At 63.3% G+C, this 18336-nt stretch carries 16 protein-coding genes; 7 read left to right on the plus strand and 9 right to left on the minus strand.

Going from position 1 to position 18336, the window contains the following annotated elements; translation table 11 throughout:
• Positions 1-58 precede the first annotated feature (58 nt).
• Positions 59-1066, plus strand: coding sequence for an alpha/beta fold hydrolase (locus CXK91_RS13115; protein ID WP_103456577.1), 1008 nt, complete (start codon positions 59-61; stop codon positions 1064-1066).
• A 169-nt stretch (positions 1067-1235) separates the two neighbouring features.
• Here the strand turns inward: CXK91_RS13115 and CXK91_RS13120 are convergent, their stop codons facing one another.
• Together CXK91_RS13120 and CXK91_RS13125 are read right to left on the minus strand one after the other, a co-directional pair.
• Positions 1236-2162: an alpha/beta hydrolase gene (locus tag CXK91_RS13120; protein WP_103456578.1), complete on the minus strand. Its 927-nt coding sequence runs from the start codon at positions 2160-2162 to the stop codon at positions 1236-1238.
• A 131-nt stretch (positions 2163-2293) separates the two neighbouring features.
• Positions 2294-3517, minus strand: a complete 1224-nt coding sequence (locus tag CXK91_RS13125; RefSeq protein WP_103456579.1) for an MFS transporter — start codon at positions 3515-3517, stop codon at positions 2294-2296.
• A gap of 365 nt (positions 3518-3882) precedes the next feature.
• Here CXK91_RS13125 and CXK91_RS13130 point away from each other — a divergent pair, with 365 nt between their 5' ends.
• Positions 3883-5904: a methyl-accepting chemotaxis protein gene (locus CXK91_RS13130; RefSeq protein WP_103456580.1), complete on the plus strand. Its 2022-nt coding sequence runs from the start codon at positions 3883-3885 to the stop codon at positions 5902-5904.
• 45 nt (positions 5905-5949) lie between these two features.
• Here CXK91_RS13130 and CXK91_RS13135 read toward each other — a convergent pair whose 3' ends face one another.
• Positions 5950-7824, minus strand: a complete 1875-nt coding sequence (locus tag CXK91_RS13135) for an SLC13 family permease (RefSeq protein ID WP_103456581.1) — start codon at positions 7822-7824, stop codon at positions 5950-5952.
• A 244-nt stretch (positions 7825-8068) separates the two neighbouring features.
• Between CXK91_RS13135 and CXK91_RS13140 the strand changes: the two genes are divergently transcribed.
• The gene (locus CXK91_RS13140; RefSeq protein ID WP_103456582.1) at positions 8069-9025 is read left to right on the plus strand and encodes an alpha/beta fold hydrolase; all 957 of its coding nucleotides are present in this window, start codon (positions 8069-8071) and stop codon (positions 9023-9025) included.
• Positions 9022-9498 (plus strand): GreA/GreB family elongation factor, encoded by a 477-nt coding sequence (locus CXK91_RS13145; protein WP_103456583.1) that lies wholly within the window; start codon positions 9022-9024, stop codon positions 9496-9498. The genes CXK91_RS13140 and CXK91_RS13145 overlap by 4 nt, the downstream gene beginning before the upstream one ends.
• 329 nt (positions 9499-9827) lie before the next feature.
• Here CXK91_RS13145 and CXK91_RS13150 read toward each other — a convergent pair whose 3' ends face one another.
• Positions 9828-11774, minus strand: coding sequence for a DNA topoisomerase III (locus tag CXK91_RS13150; RefSeq protein ID WP_103456584.1), 1947 nt, complete (start codon positions 11772-11774; stop codon positions 9828-9830).
• A gap of 187 nt (positions 11775-11961) precedes the next feature.
• Between CXK91_RS13150 and CXK91_RS13155 the strand changes: the two genes are divergently transcribed.
• Positions 11962-12174, plus strand: a complete 213-nt coding sequence (locus CXK91_RS13155; RefSeq protein WP_103456585.1) for a DUF3079 domain-containing protein — start codon at positions 11962-11964, stop codon at positions 12172-12174.
• A gap of 27 nt (positions 12175-12201) precedes the next feature.
• Here CXK91_RS13155 and CXK91_RS13160 read toward each other — a convergent pair whose 3' ends face one another.
• Positions 12202-13431: a dicarboxylate/amino acid:cation symporter gene (locus CXK91_RS13160; RefSeq protein WP_103456586.1), complete on the minus strand. Its 1230-nt coding sequence runs from the start codon at positions 13429-13431 to the stop codon at positions 12202-12204.
• 203 nt (positions 13432-13634) lie between these two features.
• Between CXK91_RS13160 and CXK91_RS13165 the strand changes: the two genes are divergently transcribed.
• Positions 13635-13985: a hypothetical protein gene (locus CXK91_RS13165; RefSeq protein WP_103456587.1), complete on the plus strand. Its 351-nt coding sequence runs from the start codon at positions 13635-13637 to the stop codon at positions 13983-13985.
• A gap of 178 nt (positions 13986-14163) precedes the next feature.
• Here the strand turns inward: CXK91_RS13165 and CXK91_RS13170 are convergent, their stop codons facing one another.
• From CXK91_RS13170 to CXK91_RS13185, 4 genes are all read right to left on the minus strand, one after another.
• Positions 14164-14658, minus strand: a complete 495-nt coding sequence (locus CXK91_RS13170; protein WP_103456588.1) for a SprT family zinc-dependent metalloprotease — start codon at positions 14656-14658, stop codon at positions 14164-14166.
• Between the two features lie 64 nt (positions 14659-14722).
• Positions 14723-15424: a Yip1 family protein gene (locus tag CXK91_RS13175; RefSeq protein ID WP_103456589.1), complete on the minus strand. Its 702-nt coding sequence runs from the start codon at positions 15422-15424 to the stop codon at positions 14723-14725.
• 184 nt (positions 15425-15608) lie between these two features.
• Positions 15609-16208, minus strand: coding sequence for a Yip1 family protein (locus CXK91_RS13180; RefSeq protein ID WP_103456590.1), 600 nt, complete (start codon positions 16206-16208; stop codon positions 15609-15611).
• A gap of 139 nt (positions 16209-16347) precedes the next feature.
• Positions 16348-16941, minus strand: coding sequence for a DNA-J related domain-containing protein (locus CXK91_RS13185; RefSeq protein ID WP_103456591.1), 594 nt, complete (start codon positions 16939-16941; stop codon positions 16348-16350).
• 134 nt (positions 16942-17075) lie between these two features.
• Between CXK91_RS13185 and ttcA the strand changes: the two genes are divergently transcribed.
• The gene (ttcA, locus tag CXK91_RS13190; protein ID WP_103456592.1) at positions 17076-17900 is read left to right on the plus strand and encodes a tRNA 2-thiocytidine(32) synthetase TtcA; all 825 of its coding nucleotides are present in this window, start codon (positions 17076-17078) and stop codon (positions 17898-17900) included.
• Positions 17901-18336: the final 436 nt, after the last annotated feature.

Here is an 18336-nt window from a genome sequence, read left to right on the forward strand (position 1 = left end):
TGCACGAATGCATTCCTATGTACGGAGTTTCCCGATCCGTACTGAACAGGAGTCGCGCGTGAAAACAGCCGTGTCCGCCCTGGCGCTTGCCGCCGGTCTAACCCTCAGCCTGCCACTGCTGGCCGAAAGCCGAGCGGCCTACGGCCCGCAGCTGGAAGGTTTCAGCTATCCGCATCCGCTCAAGCACTACCGTTTCGAGTCCCAGGGCAAGGCGCTGCAGATGGCCTTCATGGACGTTGCGCCGCCTGGCAAGGCGAACGGTCGCACGACGCTATTGCTGCATGGCAAGAACTTCTGCGGTGCGACCTGGGAGCGCACCATCGAGGTGCTCAGCGATGCCGGCTACAGGGTGATCGCACCCGATCAGGTCGGCTTCTGCAGCTCCAGCAAGCCCGAGGGCTATCAGTTCAGCTTCGCCCAACTGGCGCACAATACGCAGGCGCTGCTGGAGCAGGAAAACATCGAACAGGTCACCGTGATCGGCCACTCCATGGGCGGCATGCTGGCGGCGCGGTTGGCGCTGAACTACCCGCAGCGGGTCGAGCAGCTGGTGCTGGTCAACCCCATCGGCCTGGAGGACTGGCAGGCCGAAGGCGTACCGTACGCTTCGATCGATCAGCTCTACCAGTCCGAACTCAAGACCGATTTCGACAGCATCAAGGCCTACCAGCAGAAGTTCTACTACAACGGCAACTGGAAGCCGGAGTACGACCGCTGGGTCGGCATGCTGGCCGGGATGTATGCCGGAAAGGGCAAGGAGCAGGTCGCCTGGAACCAGGCGCAGACCTCGGAGATGGTTTTCACCCAGCCGGTGATCCATGAGTTTTCACGGATCAAAACGCCGAGCCTGCTGCTGATCGGCGGGCTGGATCGCACCGCGCCGGGCGCCAACCGTGCATCGGAGGACGTCGCCAAGCGCCTGGGCAATTATCCGGAACTGGGTCGTCACGCCGCCGCGAAGATTCCGGATGCGACGCTAGTGGCCTTTCCTGATCTGGGGCATTCCCCCCAGGTCGAGGCACCGGAAGCGTTCCACCGTGCCTTGCTCGAAGGGCTGCAGCGCTAAGGGGTTCAGCCGCACTGCCGGGCGACTCACCTCCGTTACGTAGGGTCGGCTTTAGCCCACCGGGAAGTCCCGCGGTGTATCGGCTGGTGGGCTGAACCCACCCTACGGCGAGGTCCGCACCGGGGCGCAGGGCGGCCAACCGTTATCCTCTATCCTCTCGTCGCCAAGCCTAACCGCGCCTGGAGATTTCCACAGACGGCTGCGTGGCGGATTCCAGCAACGCCTGCAGCGCCCGGCCATAGGCGCCGAGCGCCACACGCAGGCTGTTGTTGTGCGTGCCGCCCTCGACCAGCAAAAGCTGTTTGGGCTGGCGTGCAGCTTGATACAACTGTTCGCTGAAGCGCGCCGGGACATAGCGGTCTTCGGTGCCGTGGACTACGAGTAACGGCATGCCGATGCGGTCGATCTTCTTCACCGAGTCGAACTTCTGCGACAGCAGCCAGCGCACCGGCAAGGTAGTGTCGGACACCTCCGTCGCCACGTCCGCCAGCGAGGTGAAGGTCGATTCGATGATCAACGCGCGCGCCTCGGCCGGTGTTTCGTCGCGCTCGGCCTGCTGCCCCAGCTCGGACGCCAGATCGACGGCCACTGCGCCGCCAAGCGAATGCCCGTAGATGAAGCGCTTGCCGGCGTCTGGCTGCAGTTCTTTCAGGCGTTCCCAGCCGATGCGAGCGTCGGCATAGACGCTGCGTTCCGACGGCAGGTCGCCGAGGCTCTGGCCGAAGCCTCGGTAGTCGATGGCCAGCACGGAGAAGCCCAGCGCGCGCAGCTGCTCCAGGCGGAACAAATGGCCGGTGAGGTTCCAGCGCACGCCGTGCAGATAGAGCAGCGCAGGCGCGTCGGCATCGGCAGCCGGCCACCACCAAGCGTGAATATTCTGCTCGTCGCCGAATGCCGAATGGGTCAGCTGCAATTCTTCGATGCCGCGCGGCAGGCCGCTGAACCAGGAGGCGGTGCCCGGTTCGATACGGAACACCAGCTCGCGCTCTTTCTGTTCGAGCACCGAACAGCCCACTGGCAGGCCAACGGCGAACAGGGTAATCAGCAGCAGGCAGAGCCGCCGGGTTTTACTTCGGAACAGGAAAAAGCGCTGCAATGTCAGGATCTCGAAATCAGAAGCTATAGATAGGACCCGCTCGCAGAATGATCTGCAATGCGGGCCTTCGCTTCACTGATTACTGCATGTTGCGCGCCATGGGCGCTGCCAGCGGACAACCGGCGGCGGAATCAGCAGCAGGTCACCGGGCTCGACTCGGCATTGTTCACCGCGCGCTCGATTTTCCAGGCCCAGGCGAACACCAGCAGGCCGCCAACGGCCGTAGCCGCGCCGATGTAGCCGGTGGAAGTCCAACCAAAGCCCGCCGTGATCGCCAGGCCGCCGAGCCAGGGCCCAAGCGCATTGGCGACATTGAAGGCGGCGTGGTTGGAGGCGGCAGCCAGGGTTTGGGCATCCGCCGCGACATCCATCAGATGGGTCTGCAGCGCGGGTGACAGCGACACCATGGTGCCCACGGCGAACACTGCCGGAAAGATCGTCCATACCGAGTGCGCCGCCAGCGGAAATACCAGCAACACCAGCGCGCTCCACAACAGCAGCCAGGCGACCGCCTTGAAGCGCAGCTTATCGAACAGCCAGCCGCCGACCAGATTGCCGACGATGCCCCCGAGGCCGAACGCAGCGAGGGCAAACGGAATCCAGCCGGCGCTGACGCCGGTGACTTCCAGTAGCGTGGGTGCCATGTAGCTGAACACACAAAACATCCCGGCGAAGCCAATGGAGCTGATAGCCAGCGCCAGCCAGACCTGCGGCCGGTTGAAGGCGCGGATTTCGTGCAGCGGGCTATTGCGCGGCTCGTTGCGGTTCAACGGCAGGAACAGCGCCACCAGCAATACCGTCAGCAGGGCGATGGCGCCGACGAGGGCAAAGGCATAGCGCCAGCTCAGCCATTGCCCGAGCCAGGTGGCCAGCGGGTTGCCGATCAGGATTGCCACCGTCAGCCCCATCAGCACGCGCGCTACCGCTTGGGCGCGTTTGTCCGGCGGCACCATGGAGGCGGCTACCAGCATCGCCACGCCGAAATAGGCCCCGTGGGGCAGGCCGGTGATGAAGCGGAAGATCATCAGCGTCGAATAATCCGGCGCTAGGGCGCTGGCGAAGTTGCCGAGGGCGAAGAAGCCCATCAGCAACAGCAGCAGGTGCCGGCGGAACAGCCGTGAACCGAGGATCGCCAGCAACGGCGCGCCCACCACTACACCCATGGCATAGGTGCTGATGACGTTGCCGACCTGGGGTTCGCTGATGCCCAACCCTTCGGCGACGTTTGGCATCAGACCCATGATGGCGAATTCGCCGGTGCCAATGGCGAAGCCGCCCATGGCCAGCGCCAGCTCGAGCAGTAGCACGGCACGGGCGGAGAGGGGCGGAGTGGCTGCGGTGGCTGGCGCCGTCATGGCTACCTCGTTGCGTCGAAAGGGGCGGCTTTATTCATGCTTGCGGGCTCAGGTAAAGCCCTACTGCCAAAGAAGGAGATCACAGGGTGGTGGGATTGCATTGGCACGTCGGAGTTCGCCCATTGGTGCACCAATGCCTCGACGCAGAGGTGACGTTGGAACGTGCAGCCGGATAGACGGCTTGCTGGCGCCGGTCTTTTGCCCTTCGATCTTGATTCTGGTCAGGGTGACCGCCGAGTCGGCTCCGTATTTTGCGCGGCAGATCTCATTTCGTTCTGACCGGCTGAAAGCGTCTCGGTAACCGCCCGGGGTAACTCGACGTCGATCAGCTTCGTGTAGCGCCTCGTGCCGCCTAGGAATGCCCCATGAAACTCGTCTTTGCCCCTGCCGAACTGCTGATGAACCGGCTCAACTACCCGAGCAAGTTCGCCCTGATCGGCTTGCTGGTATTTCTCGCCTTCGCCAGCCTGATGTGGACCATAGCCAGTCAGCTCAACCGCACCATCGAGCGTGCCGAGAACGAGCTGGTGGCATCTGCCCTGGCGCGACCGCTGTCCAAGCTGGTGGAGCTGACTCAGCAGCACCGCGGCGTGTCGGCCATGCTGTTGGGCGGCAATTCCGCCATGGCCGATCGCCGTATCGCGCTGCAAGCTAGCGTCGATGCAGCCATGGCCGAGATGAACCGCGTGCTGGCCGACGACAAACGTGGCATGCGCGAATGGCAAAACATCGGCCGCGACTGGGACGAGATCAAGCGGAGCGTGCAGGGCTGGTCGCACCCGCAGAGCTATCAGGCGCATACCGCGCTGATTGGCGAGCTATTGAACTTCCAGACGCTGCTCTCCGATGCTTACGGCCTGACCTTCGATCCGGAGCCGCAGAGCTATTACCTGATGACCACAGCAGTCAATCGCCTGCCGTTTTTGATCGAGCGGTTGGGTCGTCTGCGCGGCAGTGCATCGGCGATGCTAGCCAAGGGTGAGATCAGCGATGAGCAACGCACGGCGTTGATCGTGGTGACCGAGGAGATCCGCTCGGCTACGGTGGAGATGGAGCGCAGCATGGAAAAGGTCATCGCCCAGCGGCCGGAGCTGCAGACGCAGCTCAACCGAGCGGTGGCGACCCTGCGCGAACGCGGTGAAGCGGTCGACCGCGTGGTGCAGGGTATGGTGGTACGCGGCGATTTCAGCAGCACCTCATCGGCGCAGTTCTTCGACATGACCACCGAAGCGATTGGCATCGGCTACACGCAAATGTACGACGTGCTGCTGCCGAGCCTGGACCAGTTGCTGCAGCAGCGTATCGACGACGCCCGACAGATGCTGCATGGCAACCTCGCCATGCTGCTGGTGGTATTGGCCTTTATCGGCTATCTCTCGGTGGGTGCGTACCTGTCGGTGATGACCAGCATTCATAGCCTGCGTGACGGCAGTGAGCGGCTTGCCGCTGGCGATCTCACTGCGCATATCCAGCTCGCTGCGCGGGACGAGCTGCGATATGTGGCCGGCAGCTTCAACGCCATGGCCGAGTCCATGTGCCAGTTGATCGGCAGCATCAAAAACAATTCCGACCACGTCGCCGACTCGGCCCGTAACCTGGTGACGGCTTCGGGGCAGATCCATGTCGCCTCGCAATGCCAGAGCGATGCGGCATCGAGCATGGCGGCAGCCGTGGAGCAGATGACCGTCGGCATCGAGAGTATCGCGCGCAACGCCGGCGAGGCCGATGCGCTGGCCAATCGCTCGGGCGAACTGTCGCGCCAGGGTGGCGAGATCGTTGCCGCAGTGGTCGAGGAAATCAGCCAGATCGCCATATCCGTAGGCGACTCAGCGCGCACCGTGGCCGAGCTGGGCGAGCGTTCCGGGCAGATATCGGCCATCGTCGGAGTAATTGGCGATATCGCTGCACAAACCAACCTGCTGGCGCTGAACGCGGCTATCGAAGCAGCGCGGGCCGGTGATCAGGGGCGTGGTTTTGCGGTGGTGGCCGATGAGGTGCGCAAGCTGGCCGAACGCACCGCCAATTCCACCAAGGAAATCGCGCAGATGGTTGCGGCCATTCAGCAGGGCACCGAGGGGGCAGTGCAGGGCATGGAGCAGGGCGTGGCGAAGGTCAACGAAGGCGTGGCGCGTGCTCAGCGTGCCGGTGAGGCCATGGGGGGCATCCGTGACGCGGCCAACCAGGTGCTTTCGACGGTCGCCGAGATTTCCAATGCGCTGCGCGAGCAGAGCGCGGCATCCGCGGAAATCGCCCAGCAGGTGACCACCATCGCGCGCATGGCCGAGGAAAACGGCGAAGCGGTGGGCGCCAACCACCACACTGCCAGCCGCCTGAGCGACCTGGCCGGCACCCTGCTGGACAACGTCAGCCGTTTCAAGGCGAGCTGAGCATCAGCCCCAGCGACGGCGCCACTCGGCGCCGTCGGACTTGTTTCACAGGGGCCAGATCCAGAGGATCGTCGGCACGGCGCAGAGCACCACCAGAATCGACAGCGGCAGACCAAGCCGCCAATAGTCACCGAAGCGATAGCCGCCCGGCGCCATCACCAGCGTGTTGGACTGATGACCGATGGGTGTCAGGAAGGCGCAGGAGGCACCGATTGCCACGGCCATCAGGAACGGATCAGCCGAGACGTCCATCCCACGTGCCAGGCTGATCGCTACGGGTGCGGCGAGCACCGCGGCGGCAGCGTTGTTGACCACGTTGGAGATCAGCATCACTGCCACCATCAGTAGCGCCAACGTCCCGGCTGGCGGCAGCGACTGGCCCAGCCCCAGCAGGGTTTCGGCAATCAGTTGTGAGCCCCCGCTGGTTTCCAGCGCCTGGCCGACCGGCAGCATGGCCGCGACCAACACGATGACGGGCATGTCGATGCTTTCGTAGATGCCGCCCAGAGGAATCAGTCCGACCAGAATCATCACCAGCGCTCCGGTGACCAATGCAGTGGCGGCTGGCACCAGGCCGAAAGCGATTGTCGCCAGGGTGATCGCGAAGATGGCGCTGGCCAGCAGCACGTTGCGCGGTGTGGTGATGCTTAGCCCACGGGACGCCAGCGGCAGGCAGCCCAGGCTGTTGAGACTCGATTGCAGGGCATTCTCACGGGCCTGCAGCAGCAGGATGTCGCCGGATGCGAAACGAATGTTCCCGAGGCGCTGGCGCAGGCGCTGACCCTGGCGTGCGACAGCCAGCACGTTGACGCCATGGCGCTCGCGCAAATCGAGGCCGGTGGCCGTAGTACCCACCAGCATGGAGCCAGGGGAGACAATGGCCTCGGCCAGGGTCAGTTCGCCATGCCGGCTCTTGTGAGATTTCTCGGGCTTTTCGGTTTTCTCACCTTGTTCGGCGTTCTCATCCTTGACCGCTTGTTCTGCGGCCTGCTGCTCGTCGCGCGCCCTGGCTTCCTGTTCTTCGACATTGGCCGCGAGTTCGACGCCGGTGACGTCGAGCAGGGCCTTGAGGCTGTCCGAATCTGCTTCCACCAGCAGGATGTCACCCTCGCGCAGCACCTCGTAGGTCGATGGCATGCGCTGGCGCTCGTCGTCGCGCACAAGGGCGATCACCTGCACATCGGCCTCGTCCTTCACCGCATCGATCAGCGCGTGCAGGGTGCGCCCTACGTGCTTGCAGCTTTCCGGCACCCGCACTTCGGTGAGGTAGGCGCTGATCTCGAACAGGTCGCCGTTGCCTTCCTGTTCCTGCCGCCGCGGCACCAACCGCCAGCCGAGCAAGGCGATGAACAGCACGCCGGCGACGGTCACTGCAGCGCCCACCGGCAGAAAGGCGAACATGCCGAACGGGGCCTCGCCTGCCTCGGCGCGGTAGCCGGCGATGATCAGGTTCGGCGGTGTGCCGATTAGCGTCAGGGTGCCGCCAAGCAGCGAACCGAACGCCAGCGGCATCAGCAGATACGAGGGCGAACGGCCGCTCTGGCGCGACATCCAGATGGCCACCGGCATGAACAGCGCGAGTGCGCCGACATTGTTCATGAAGCCTGAGCTGAGCGCGACGATTCCGGTCAGTGCGGCCACTTGCGCCCATGGCCGCTCGCCGACCTGCATCAGCCGCCGCGCTACGGAATCCACCACGCCGGCATTGAGCAGTCCGCGGCTGAGGACCAGCACCGCGGCCACCGAGATCACCGCTGGATGGCCGATGCCGGAGAACACCTCGTCAGCCGGCACCACGCCGGTCAGCGCACAGGCAAGCAGCGCGCCGAGGGCGACCAGGTCGTAGCGCCAGCGATTCCAGACGAACAGCACCAGCGTCGCCGCCAGTACGCCAAAGACGATCAGCTGTTCGCCGGTCATATGCTTTTCTCCGAGCCGCCAGGAATCCTCAGCACATTGGTGCTGTAAGTCGGGGCGGTAATGCCATTGGGAACCACGGTGAGATACTGCGCTGGCGTCATCAGAGCCGGCCAATCTGTGTTGGCCTGGCGTAATGGCGCTGTCATAAACAGACTGCTGCCGCTGGCCAAAGGTGCCGGCAGGTTATGGCAAAAATCCGCGCTGCGGGGCAAGGTGGCGGCACAATAATTCGAAGGTCGTTGCCATGCCCGAGTCCGTTTCTTTGCGCTGCACCGATGGTTTCATCCTCGCCGCACAGCTGTGGCGGCCGGCAGGCACTGAGCGCGGTGCGGTGATCCTCAGCTGCGCAACCGGGGTGTTGTCCCGTTATTACGCACGCTACGCCAGTTTTCTTACCGAGCATGGCTTTACCGCCCTGACCTATGACTTTCGCGGCATCGGCGGCTCGCGGCCGCAGCGCCTGCGCGACATGCAGATGCGTTGGCGAGACTGGGGTGAATACGATTTCGATGCCGCGGTGCGCTTTATGCGCGAGCGTGATCCGCAAGGGCTGCTGGTTGCGGTGGGGCACAGCGCCGGTGGCTTTATGCCGGGCTTTGCCGAAGCCGCCAGCGAGGTGGATCGATATCTGAACGTCGCCGGGCAGTACGCCTATTGGCGCGACTACGCGGCCCAGCGGCGGCTGCGCATGTATGCCAAGTGGCACCTGTTCATGCCTGCGGTGACCCGGCTCTACGGCTATTTCCCCGGGCGCCGCTTCGGCTGGCTGGAAGATCTGCCGGCAGGTGTCGCGCTCGAGTGGTCCCGGCGCGGCGCGCGGCTGGAAGACAGCTACCCGGCGCACGAGCATGAATTGCTGTTCAGCCGCTTCGCCGCGATTCGTGCGCCGATCCTCGCGGTCAGCACCAGCGACGACGAGTTCGCCACGCTGGCGGCCATGCGCCGCGGGCTGGACTACTTTCGCAACAGCCCACGCCAGCTGGTGCAGCTCAACCCCCGCGCGCTGGGCTTCGAACGCATCGGCCATTTCGGCCTGTTCCATGATCGACACCGCAACGGTTTCTGGCGTGAGACGCTGGAGTGGATAGCCGAGGGTCGCAATCCCTGGCTGGCCGATGCGGTCATCGAGCCCGGCGCGGCTCCGGAGGGCGATGACGCCATTCCCTTCGGCGCTTCGCCGGGCTATAAGCCTCTCCCATGAACAAGACCGCCCTTCAGCAGCAGATCATCGCCACCCTCGAAGCCGACCGCGAAGTCGCCAAAGCCGTGCTGGCCGCCACCCACGAGGCGGCCACCCATGCCGAAAGCAAGGCCGAGAACAAGTACGACACCCGTGGCCTGGAAGCCGCCTACCTGGCTGACGGCCAGCGGAGGCGCCTGTACGAGATCGAGACGGCGCTTGCTGCTTACCGCAAGCTGGAGCCGAGTATTTGTCCGGCCGGTAACGTGCGGGTCGGAGCGCTGCTATGTCTGGAGCATGACGGCCATGAACGCTGGTTTTTCCTTGGCCCCGACGCGGCGGGACTGAAGTTGCAGCACGAGGGGCGGGAAATCCTGGTGATCTCGCCTCGCTCACCGCTGGGGCAAGGCCTGCTCGGTCGTGAGGTGGGAGATGAGGTGGGCATTCGGGTAAACGCCCTGCCGCAGGTGTACACAGTGCTGGACGTGCAATAACGGACCTGCCACTGGACGGTGCGAGTCGCTGATGCTTTCGTGGGAGGCCCGCCCTCGGGGCGATGCTTTTGATCTGGGCAATGCGGTGCCTGTATTCGCCGCGGGGGCGCGCCTCCCACTGGGTCGGTGCGGGCGCTTGGCTTTTGTGGGAGGCCCGCCCTCGGGGCGAAGCTTTTGATCTTTGGGTAGGTGCGGTGGCTGTATTCGCCGCGGGGGCGAAGCTTTTGATCTTCGGGCAATACGGTGGCTGTATTCGCCGCGGGGCGCGCCTCCCACTAGGGCAGTGCGGTCGCTGGTGCTTTTGTAGGAGGCCCGCCCGGTCCATCCCATCAATCCGCCGCACGTGCTTTTCTCGTGCGTGGGCCGCCCATCTTGCGCGCCGCGCCGCTGCGTTTCTTCTTCCACGGTTTCCCCCTTCGGCCAGAAGCAACCGGCGGGCCGCTGATGATCATGCGCAGCCCAGCGCAGCGCTCGACCAGCTTGCTCATCCAGGCCGACTGCTTGGCGACGAATTCTTCCAGCGGCATCTCGCCGCTCTGCACCATGTCCAGCGCCTGTTCCCAGATTGCCGTGGTGCCTGGGTCGGCGATCGGCCGTGGCACGGCGTCGATCAGGCTGAACGCGGCCGATGTCGCCGCCAGTGCCTTGCCCTGGCGAACCAGATAACCGCGGTCGAGCAGGCCCTGGATGATGCCGGCGCGGGTCGCCTCGGTGCCGATGCCGGTGGTGTCCTTGAGTTTCTGTTTCAGCCGCGGGTCGTCCACCAGCTTGGCGACGTTCTTCATCGCCTTGATCAGGTCGCCTTCAGTGAAGGGTTTCGGCGGCTGGGTCTGCTGGTCCTTGAGCGTGATATCGCCCACGGCATAGTCCTGGCCCTGCTGCAGCGTCGGCAGGCTTTGCGGCGCGGCTGCTTCACGATTGCCCCGTGCCGGCGCCAGCGCCTCGGGCATGGCGCGTTTCCAGCCGGGTTCGACGACGCGTTTGCCCACCGCCCGCAGTGCCTGGCCGGCGCAGTCGAAGTCGGCCTGGGTGCGGTCGTATTCGTGGTTGGGCAGGAACTGCGCCAGATAGCGCGCGCGAATCAGCGTGTAGACCGCACGCTGCCGGCCGGCCAGGCGTTCCAGACCACGCGCAGCGACGGTGGGGATGATGCCGTGGTGGGCGCCTACCTTGGCGTCGTTCCATGCCCGTGAGCGGCGCGACAGGTCCAGATGCGGTTGCAGCGCCGCGAGTGTCGGGTCGGCTTGCCCTAGCGCCGCGACAATCGCCCGCGCCTCGCCGTGCTGGCTCAGCGGCAGGTAGCCGCAATCGCTGCGCGGGTAGGTGATCAGCTTGTGGGTTTCGTAGAGCGCCTGGGCAGTGTCGAGGGTTTCCTGGGCGCCGAGGCCGAGCTTCTTCGAGCAGACCTCCTGCAGCGTACCGAGATCGAAGGGCAGCGGCGCCGCCTCGCGCTGGCGTTCGGTCTTCAGTTTCACCAGCCGGGCACTCTCGGCGTTGCGCATGGCTTCGGCAGCCTGCTGCGCACGGGCCTGATCGAGGCAGCGGCCCTGGTCATCGCAATGGTCGTCCGGCGCCTGCCATTGCGCGGTGAACGCGTTGCCATCGGCGAGCAGCTGCACATCGATGGCCCAGAACGGCACCGGGACGAAGTCGGCGATACTGCGGTCGCGGTCGACTACCAGGCGGAGCGTCGGCGTTTGCACGCGGCCCACCGGCAGCACGCCCTGATAGCCGGACTGCCGGCCGAGCAGGGTGAACAGCCGGCTCATGTTCATGCCGATCAACCAGTCGGCACGCGAGCGGCCGAGGGCGGCGTGGTAGAGATTGAAGGTCTCGGCGCCGGGCTTGAGCGCGGCCAGCGCCTTGCGGATCGAGGCGTCGTCCAGCGCCGACAGCCACAAGCGGCGGATCGGCCCGCGATAGCGGCAGTGCTCGACCAGCTCGCGGGCGATCATCTCGCCTTCGCGGTCGGCGTCGGTGGCGATCACCAGTTCGCTGCATTCGCCGAGCAGGCGCTTGACTGCCTTGAACTGACTGGCGGTCTTCGGCTTGACCAACATCTTCCAGCGTTCTGGCACGATCGGCAGGTCGGCCAGCACCCAGCGCTTGTAGCGCGGATCATAGGCATCCGGCGGGGCGGTTTCCAGCAGATGGCCGATGCACCAGGTCACCGTCACCCCGGCGCCCTGCAGGCAGCCGTCGCCACGTCGGTTGGCGCCGAGCACCTTGGCGATGTCGCGGGCCTGGGAAGGTTTTTCGCAGAGATAGAGTTGCATGGAGGCTGTGACGGCAGCGGTCGATGACGCGAAGCATGTGCACAAACGGCGCTTCAGGCAATCTTTATCTGTATATGTATACAGTTGTTGCGGGCCGATGCCGGTGGTTCTTGAGCATGATCAAGTCTGGCGGCGGCGAGGAGGCTTAGCCTGTGGCCACTGCAACAACGCCCGAAAGGCACTCGCAATGGCCAAGAAATTTCCCCTCGAACCTTCCCACCCCGAACGTGTGTGCTGGGGCTGCGACCGCTATTGCCCGGCGACGTCGCTGGCCTGTGGCAACGGCGCGGGCCGAACCCAGCATCCGGCGGAAATGTTCGGCGAGGACTGGTATCTGGACGAATGCTGGGGCATCGACCCGGAGCTGATCGCCAAGACCCGCAAGGAGTCGTCGAGCTGATGTTGCGCCGGGTCCTGCCCTAGCAGCCTAGTCGCGGTCGGCGAAACGCTGCACCACCACACTGCCGATGATGTCGCCCTCGACATTGACCGCAGTGCGGACGGTATCCAGCAGGCGGTCGATCGGCAGCAGGATCGCCACCGCTTCAGCCGGCAGGCCGACCGCCTGCAGCACCATCACCATGGTCACCATGCCCGCACTGGGAATCCCCGGCGCGCCGGTCGAGGCGATCATCGCGGTGAAGAAAACCACCGCCTGCTGCGCCAGGCTCAGCTCGATACCCATCAGATTGGCTACGAACAGCGCAGCCGCGGCTTCGTAGAGCGCCGTGCCGTCCATGTTCATGGTCGCACCAAGCGGCAGCACGAAGCCTGCAATGCCCGGGCGCACCTTGAGATTGTCTTCGGCACAGCGCATGGAGATTGGCAGCGTCGCCGCGCTGGAGCTGGTGGCAAACGCGGTGATCAGCGCCTCGCGGGTACCGCGGAAGAACCACAGCGGTGATTTACCGGTGGCCAGGAAGAGAATACCCGGCAACACGACGATGCCGTGGAACAGCGTGGTGGCGAACACCAGCACGATGAAACCGCCGACGGCGCTGAGCAGCGCCACGTCCTGCTCGGCCACCAGTTTGATCAGTAGCGCGAGGATGCCCAGCGGCGCCAGGCGCATGATCCAGCTAATGATGCGCATCATCAGCTCGAGAAATTCCTGCAGCACCACCAGGATGTTGCGGTAGCGCTCGCCGCCGGCCACCAGCGCCACGCCGATGAACATGGCGAATACCACGACGGCGAGGATGCTGCCGTTGGCCAGTGCGGCGAAGGGGTTCTGGAACAGGTTGGCGAAGAAGTGCAGGAAGAATTCGGGCAGCGTCAGCTGGCGCGCCTCGAAGTCGTTCATGGCATCGGCGAATAGGTCGAGAGAAAGCCCTGCGCCAGGCTTGAAGACGTTCGCTGCTACCAGCGCCACCAGCATCGCGGCGCCGGTGGTCAGGGTGAAGTAGACCAGCGCACCACCCCAGACTCGATGCACTTGCCGATGTGCCTGCAGATTGGCCACGCCGACCACGATGGAAGTGAAGATCAGCGGAATCAGCACCATTTTCAGCAGGCCGATGAAGATGCCGCCGAGCAGGGTGCTCGCGTAGAGCACGCCTTCGCGTACGGGCGCGTCGGTCGGCAGCGTGCCGGTCAGCCAGCCGATTGCGACACCCAGGCAGGCCGCGATAAGAATCTGCAGATTGAGACTGGGCAAGGGGTGGCTCCTCGGATCGGTAGCGGTAGCGGTAGCGGTGGCGCTAAGCAAAAGAATGAATACCGCAGCGAAAGTTCGAAATCGCGCGGGCCGCCATCATACAGATGCGACGCAACCAGCGTGCCAATGCCCCGGGCGCCGGCGGTTGCAGACAAAGGCTGGCTGCTGGGTTTTCATGGAGCGCAGGTGGGGGAGCGCGAGACATGAGCGAACTGGAGCAGGGCATCGAACGGCGCATCGCTGGCGATATCGCCAAATGGCAGCGCGGCGTGCAGCAAAAGGGCGAGCCCTTGGTTATCGACAGTGGCTGGCTGCCGACGCCGCCAGCGCTTCGGTTGCCGTTCTCGGTGCTGGACAGCGCCGGGGTGCCGCCGCATGAGGTGGAGTTACTGGCGCAGCGCACGGCACTGCGTGAGCGGCTGCAAGCCTGCACCGACCCGGTGCAACAGGCGCGCTTGGCGTGTGAGCTAAGCGGGTTGGAGCAGATCATCGCCTTTCGGCTGAAAGCGCTGCAACGCCTGAGCCGCAGCCAGGACAAGGCTGCTTACACCTGAAAGGCCTGCTGGGTCGCACAGCACGCCTTGGCCGAAGGTCGGGAGCCTAGGTGCAGGAGGGGGCGGGTGCCTGTTGTCCATTCAACGATGGAGTGCGATATGCGGGTACGGCGGATGGTGCGCGTTTCGCTAACGTAGAGTGGCCAGGGCGACACCTGCTGGCCTGAATTGCATGCGCTTATTCGATGCGCTGTTTGCCGCTGAATGCCAGTGTTGTCTTGCAGCGGCGGCAGTAATAGCGCCGCCCCTTGGCAACCAATGCATGACGCTGGGGGCTGAAGGCGAACTCCTGCTCTGTGCAACTGCAGTTGTAAACGTAACGGGTAACGGGGCGGCGTTGGATCGCATAGGTATGGCAGCGGTCTGGAGCCAGTTCGTACACGCCTCGCATGATCAGTTGCCACTCCTCGCCATGGGGCTGAATGCGCGAGCCAAACATCTGATGGGCAATCAGATGCGCCACCTCATGAGCGACGGTCTGACGCAGGAAGTGCTCAGTATTTTCCCGATACAGCTGCTCATTGAAGCGCAACAGGTTTTGCTGAAGGTGAGCCACGCCGGCCTTCTGGCCGCGGAGCTTGAGACTCACCTCGGCTCGCGTGAAGCGACGATTGAAAAACTGCTCGGCCAGCGTATAGCAGGCTTCGACACGGGCATTGAGACGCTCGGGCATTGGGCAACTCCTGAGAGCGGCGCATTATGCCAAACCAGCCGGGTCCGAGCAGCAGCTCTCGTTGTTACTCGTTTGGTCGCTCGTTGAATCGACGTTCGTTATCCAGTCCGCCCGGCTCGTCCTGTGGACGATTCTCCTCGAAACCGTAGCTTTGGTTCTGTGGTGTATTGCGTTCGTAAGTCGGGTCCAGTGCAAGGGACCAGAACAGGATCATCGGCACCTTGAGGTTGACCAGTACCAGCAAACCAACACCCCAGGTGCACGCGCCGTAGAGGAAGGTATTGCGGTTGTCGATGCGCATGAACTTGGGCAGACCGACGAACAACAGATACGTGGAGTAAATCCCTGCGACCACCAGCACTAGAATCGCGGTCCAGCGCGAAGGGTAGAGCGCGCCGAGGCCCGCAAAGAAGAAAGGCGTGATGACATAGGCGATGAAGCCTACGCACTGATTGAAGGTCGGGCGTGCATCGAAGGTGCGGGACATCCAGCGCAGAAAGAAACCCATGATGAAGGTGCCAGCGACGATCGTGATGTAGATCAGCGCGCTGAGTTGGAATGCGCTGCGGGTATCGAGCCAGATTCGCTCGTCTTCAACCAGGCTCCAGCCCACGTAACGAGTGCCTATGAACATGCATATCGCTGGCAGCAACGCCCAGAGCAGCAGGTGGACGAGATAATTGGAACTGTTTTTTTCTTCGTCGCGGCGAATGTCGACCCACGCCTGATCGGGGCGAGTGAGCAATGTGAAAAAGTGCGGGATCATACCGAGCCTCCGTCTGCCTTGAGGGCCCCCCATGGCGCAAGCGAAGGGTGGCGTTATGGCTTTAGAACGGCATATGCGGTGAGGGTTTCCCTTTAATGTGCAGTCGTTTCGTCGCACAACGATGCAGCGATGATTTCAGCACGCAAAAAGGCCGCCTGGGGGCGGCCTTCAGAGGTGAGGTTATTTAGCGGACGTAGACCGGACCGACGCCCATCCCCCAGGTAATGACGGAGAGGGCAATGATCGCAACCAGTACTACCAGGCCCACCGCAAGTACCGAACTGGAGAACATGAAGCCCTCATCCTCCGAGATATTCATGAACTTCGGCAGCCCGACATATAGAAGATAGGCCGTGTAACAGACCGCCGCCGTACCCACCAGCATACCGAGCCACAGGTGTGGGTAGAGGCCAGCCAGCCCGCCGATGAATAGCGGGGTTGCGGTGTAAGCGGCGAAGACGATGCACTGGGTCAGTGTCGGGTTGGCGTCGTAAGTGCGTGCCATCCAGTGGATGAAGCCACCCATCACGGCAACTCCGGCCAGCATCGCAAAATACGCAAGTATCGCCAGCTGCATGCAGCTTGCCTGAGTCAGCTTGACCGGCTCTCCGCCGCCGATGCTCCACCCCACCTGGGTAGCGCCGATATACGCCGATACGGCCGGAATGGCCGCCAGCAACAGCACATGCGTGAGGTACATGTGGCTGACGGTTTCTTCCTCTCCGCGGATTTCGGTCCACTCTCGGCCAGGGTGGGTGAACAAACCCCAAACGTGATTGATCATGCCAGCGTCTCCTCAATTTATGGAGGGTCGCTTCGCCTGGCAGTCGTCATCGAGGACGGCGCGTGCGACCTTATGTCGCAGTATAGGAATACGCACCGCAGATGCACCAAAAGGGTTAGAGCGTTTCGAAGCTATGGGGTCAGCGGTAATAGCGCTCTAGTATTTCCATGGCCAGGTTGATCGATTGCAGGCGCTGGGTGCTACCACCGCGATCAGGGTGATGGAGGCCGACCAGCTGACGATAACGGCGTTTGATGACGTCGAGGTTCAGCGGCTGCGAGGAACGATCAAGTTCGAACAATTCGAGAGCGGCCTGCTTGTCATCGCTGCCCTGCATACGCGTCCAGAAACTGGCGAGCAGGCGTTCGACGTCGTCCTCATCGGTGTCCCTGAGGTTGGAGATATCCAGGTAATACTCGCGCAGTGCGTCCTGCTCGGTGAGGCCGGCGCTGGCACTTGCATAGGGCAGCAACTGGATGTGCAGAGGGCTGATCTGCAGGTGGCCGCTGGCTTCAGCCCAAAGGCGATCACGCAGCCGATAAAGTCCGTTGAAGACCAGAAAATGCGTGCGAAAGAGCACCAGTTTGTCGGTCAGCGGCAAATTGGGGACATGCGTGCTGTGCCGGCGCTTGAGCTGTTGGATCAGCTCATATTCGCTGCAGCCTTCGGGTTTGTCCTGCAGCAATACGAGCAGGTGGCCTGGCAAGTCCAGTGCGGGGGAAAGGTCGTCCATCTGGCGAGCCTAACACAGGGCCTAAGGCGGTCTTCTGGTGCTGGTTCACATCCGGGTATACGGCGAACGGGCTGCGGCCAGGCTTGCTTTGCGCGTAAAATGCGCGCCTTTCGCATCTCATCCGGACACCTGAAATGGGCAACCTCTCGGTCAACCAGAACAAACTGCAGAAGCGCCTGCGCCGCCTGGCGGGCGAAGCCGTTACCGACTTCAACATGATCGAGAATGGCGACAAGGTCATGGTCTGCCTGTCCGGCGGCAAGGACAGCTACACCATGCTCGACGTACTGCTTTATCTGCAGAAGGTCGCGCCGATCAAGTTCGAGATCGTTGCCGTGAACATGGACCAGAAGCAGCCGGGCTTTCCCGAGCACGTGCTGCCCGAGTACTTGAAGTCCATCGGTGTCGAATATCACATCATCGAAAAGGACACCTACTCGGTGGTGAAGGAGAAGATTCCGGAAGGCAAGACCACCTGCTCGCTGTGCTCGCGCCTGCGCCGTGGCACGCTGTACACCTTTGCCGACGAGATCGGTGCGACCAAGATGGCGCTCGGGCACCACCGTGACGACATCCTGGAAACGTTCTTTCTCAACATGTTCTACGGCGGCACGCTTAAGGCCATGCCGCCCAAACTGCTTTCCGATGACGGGCGCAACGTGGTGATTCGCCCGCTGGCCTACTGCAATGAGGCAGACATCGAGGCGTACTCCAAAATGAAGGAGTTTCCGATCATCCCGTGCAACCTCTGTGGTTCGCAGGAGAACCTGCAGCGCCAGGTGGTCAAGGAAATGCTGCAGGAATGGGAGCGCAAGTCGCCGGGTCGCATCGAAATCATGTTCCGCGCGCTACAGAACGTGGTGCCTTCGCAGCTGGCCGATCGCAACCTGTTCGACTTCAAAAGCCTGCGCATCGACAACGAGGCCACGCCGCGTTTCGTTGATGTGATGAGCCTGTAGATCGGAGTGCTTGCAGTGTCCGTAGGGCGGGCTCCAGTCCTCCGTTCCCTTTCAGTTCCTACCTTGGTGGACTGAAGCTCACCCTACGAGCTTTTTCGCGATGCAGGTTGAAAGCCGCAGGCCTGGCGGAGTATGGTTCAGCCATCTTCTGGAGATCAGCATGACCCTTAACCCCGTAGCTCTGAACGTTTCCGATGCCGGTGCCATTCGCGCCGCGGCCGGTCGTGGGCAGCAGGTTGCGGCTGCTGGTTATTATTTTGGGTATTGGTTTAGCCACAGGCGCGCCTGATACCCCACAGGCGCCCTAGCGAAGCAGGGTCGCCACCAGAGCAGTTTTCGAACCCCCGGTCGGCTACCCGACCGGGGGTTTTTTTTCGGCCACCAACGGCCTCAACGCAACGAGGAATACACCATGACCGCTTACCGCACCGACCGT

The sequence above is a fragment of the Stutzerimonas stutzeri genome, from assembly GCF_002909485.1.
Lineage (GTDB): Bacteria > Pseudomonadota > Gammaproteobacteria > Pseudomonadales > Pseudomonadaceae > Stutzerimonas > Stutzerimonas stutzeri_AH.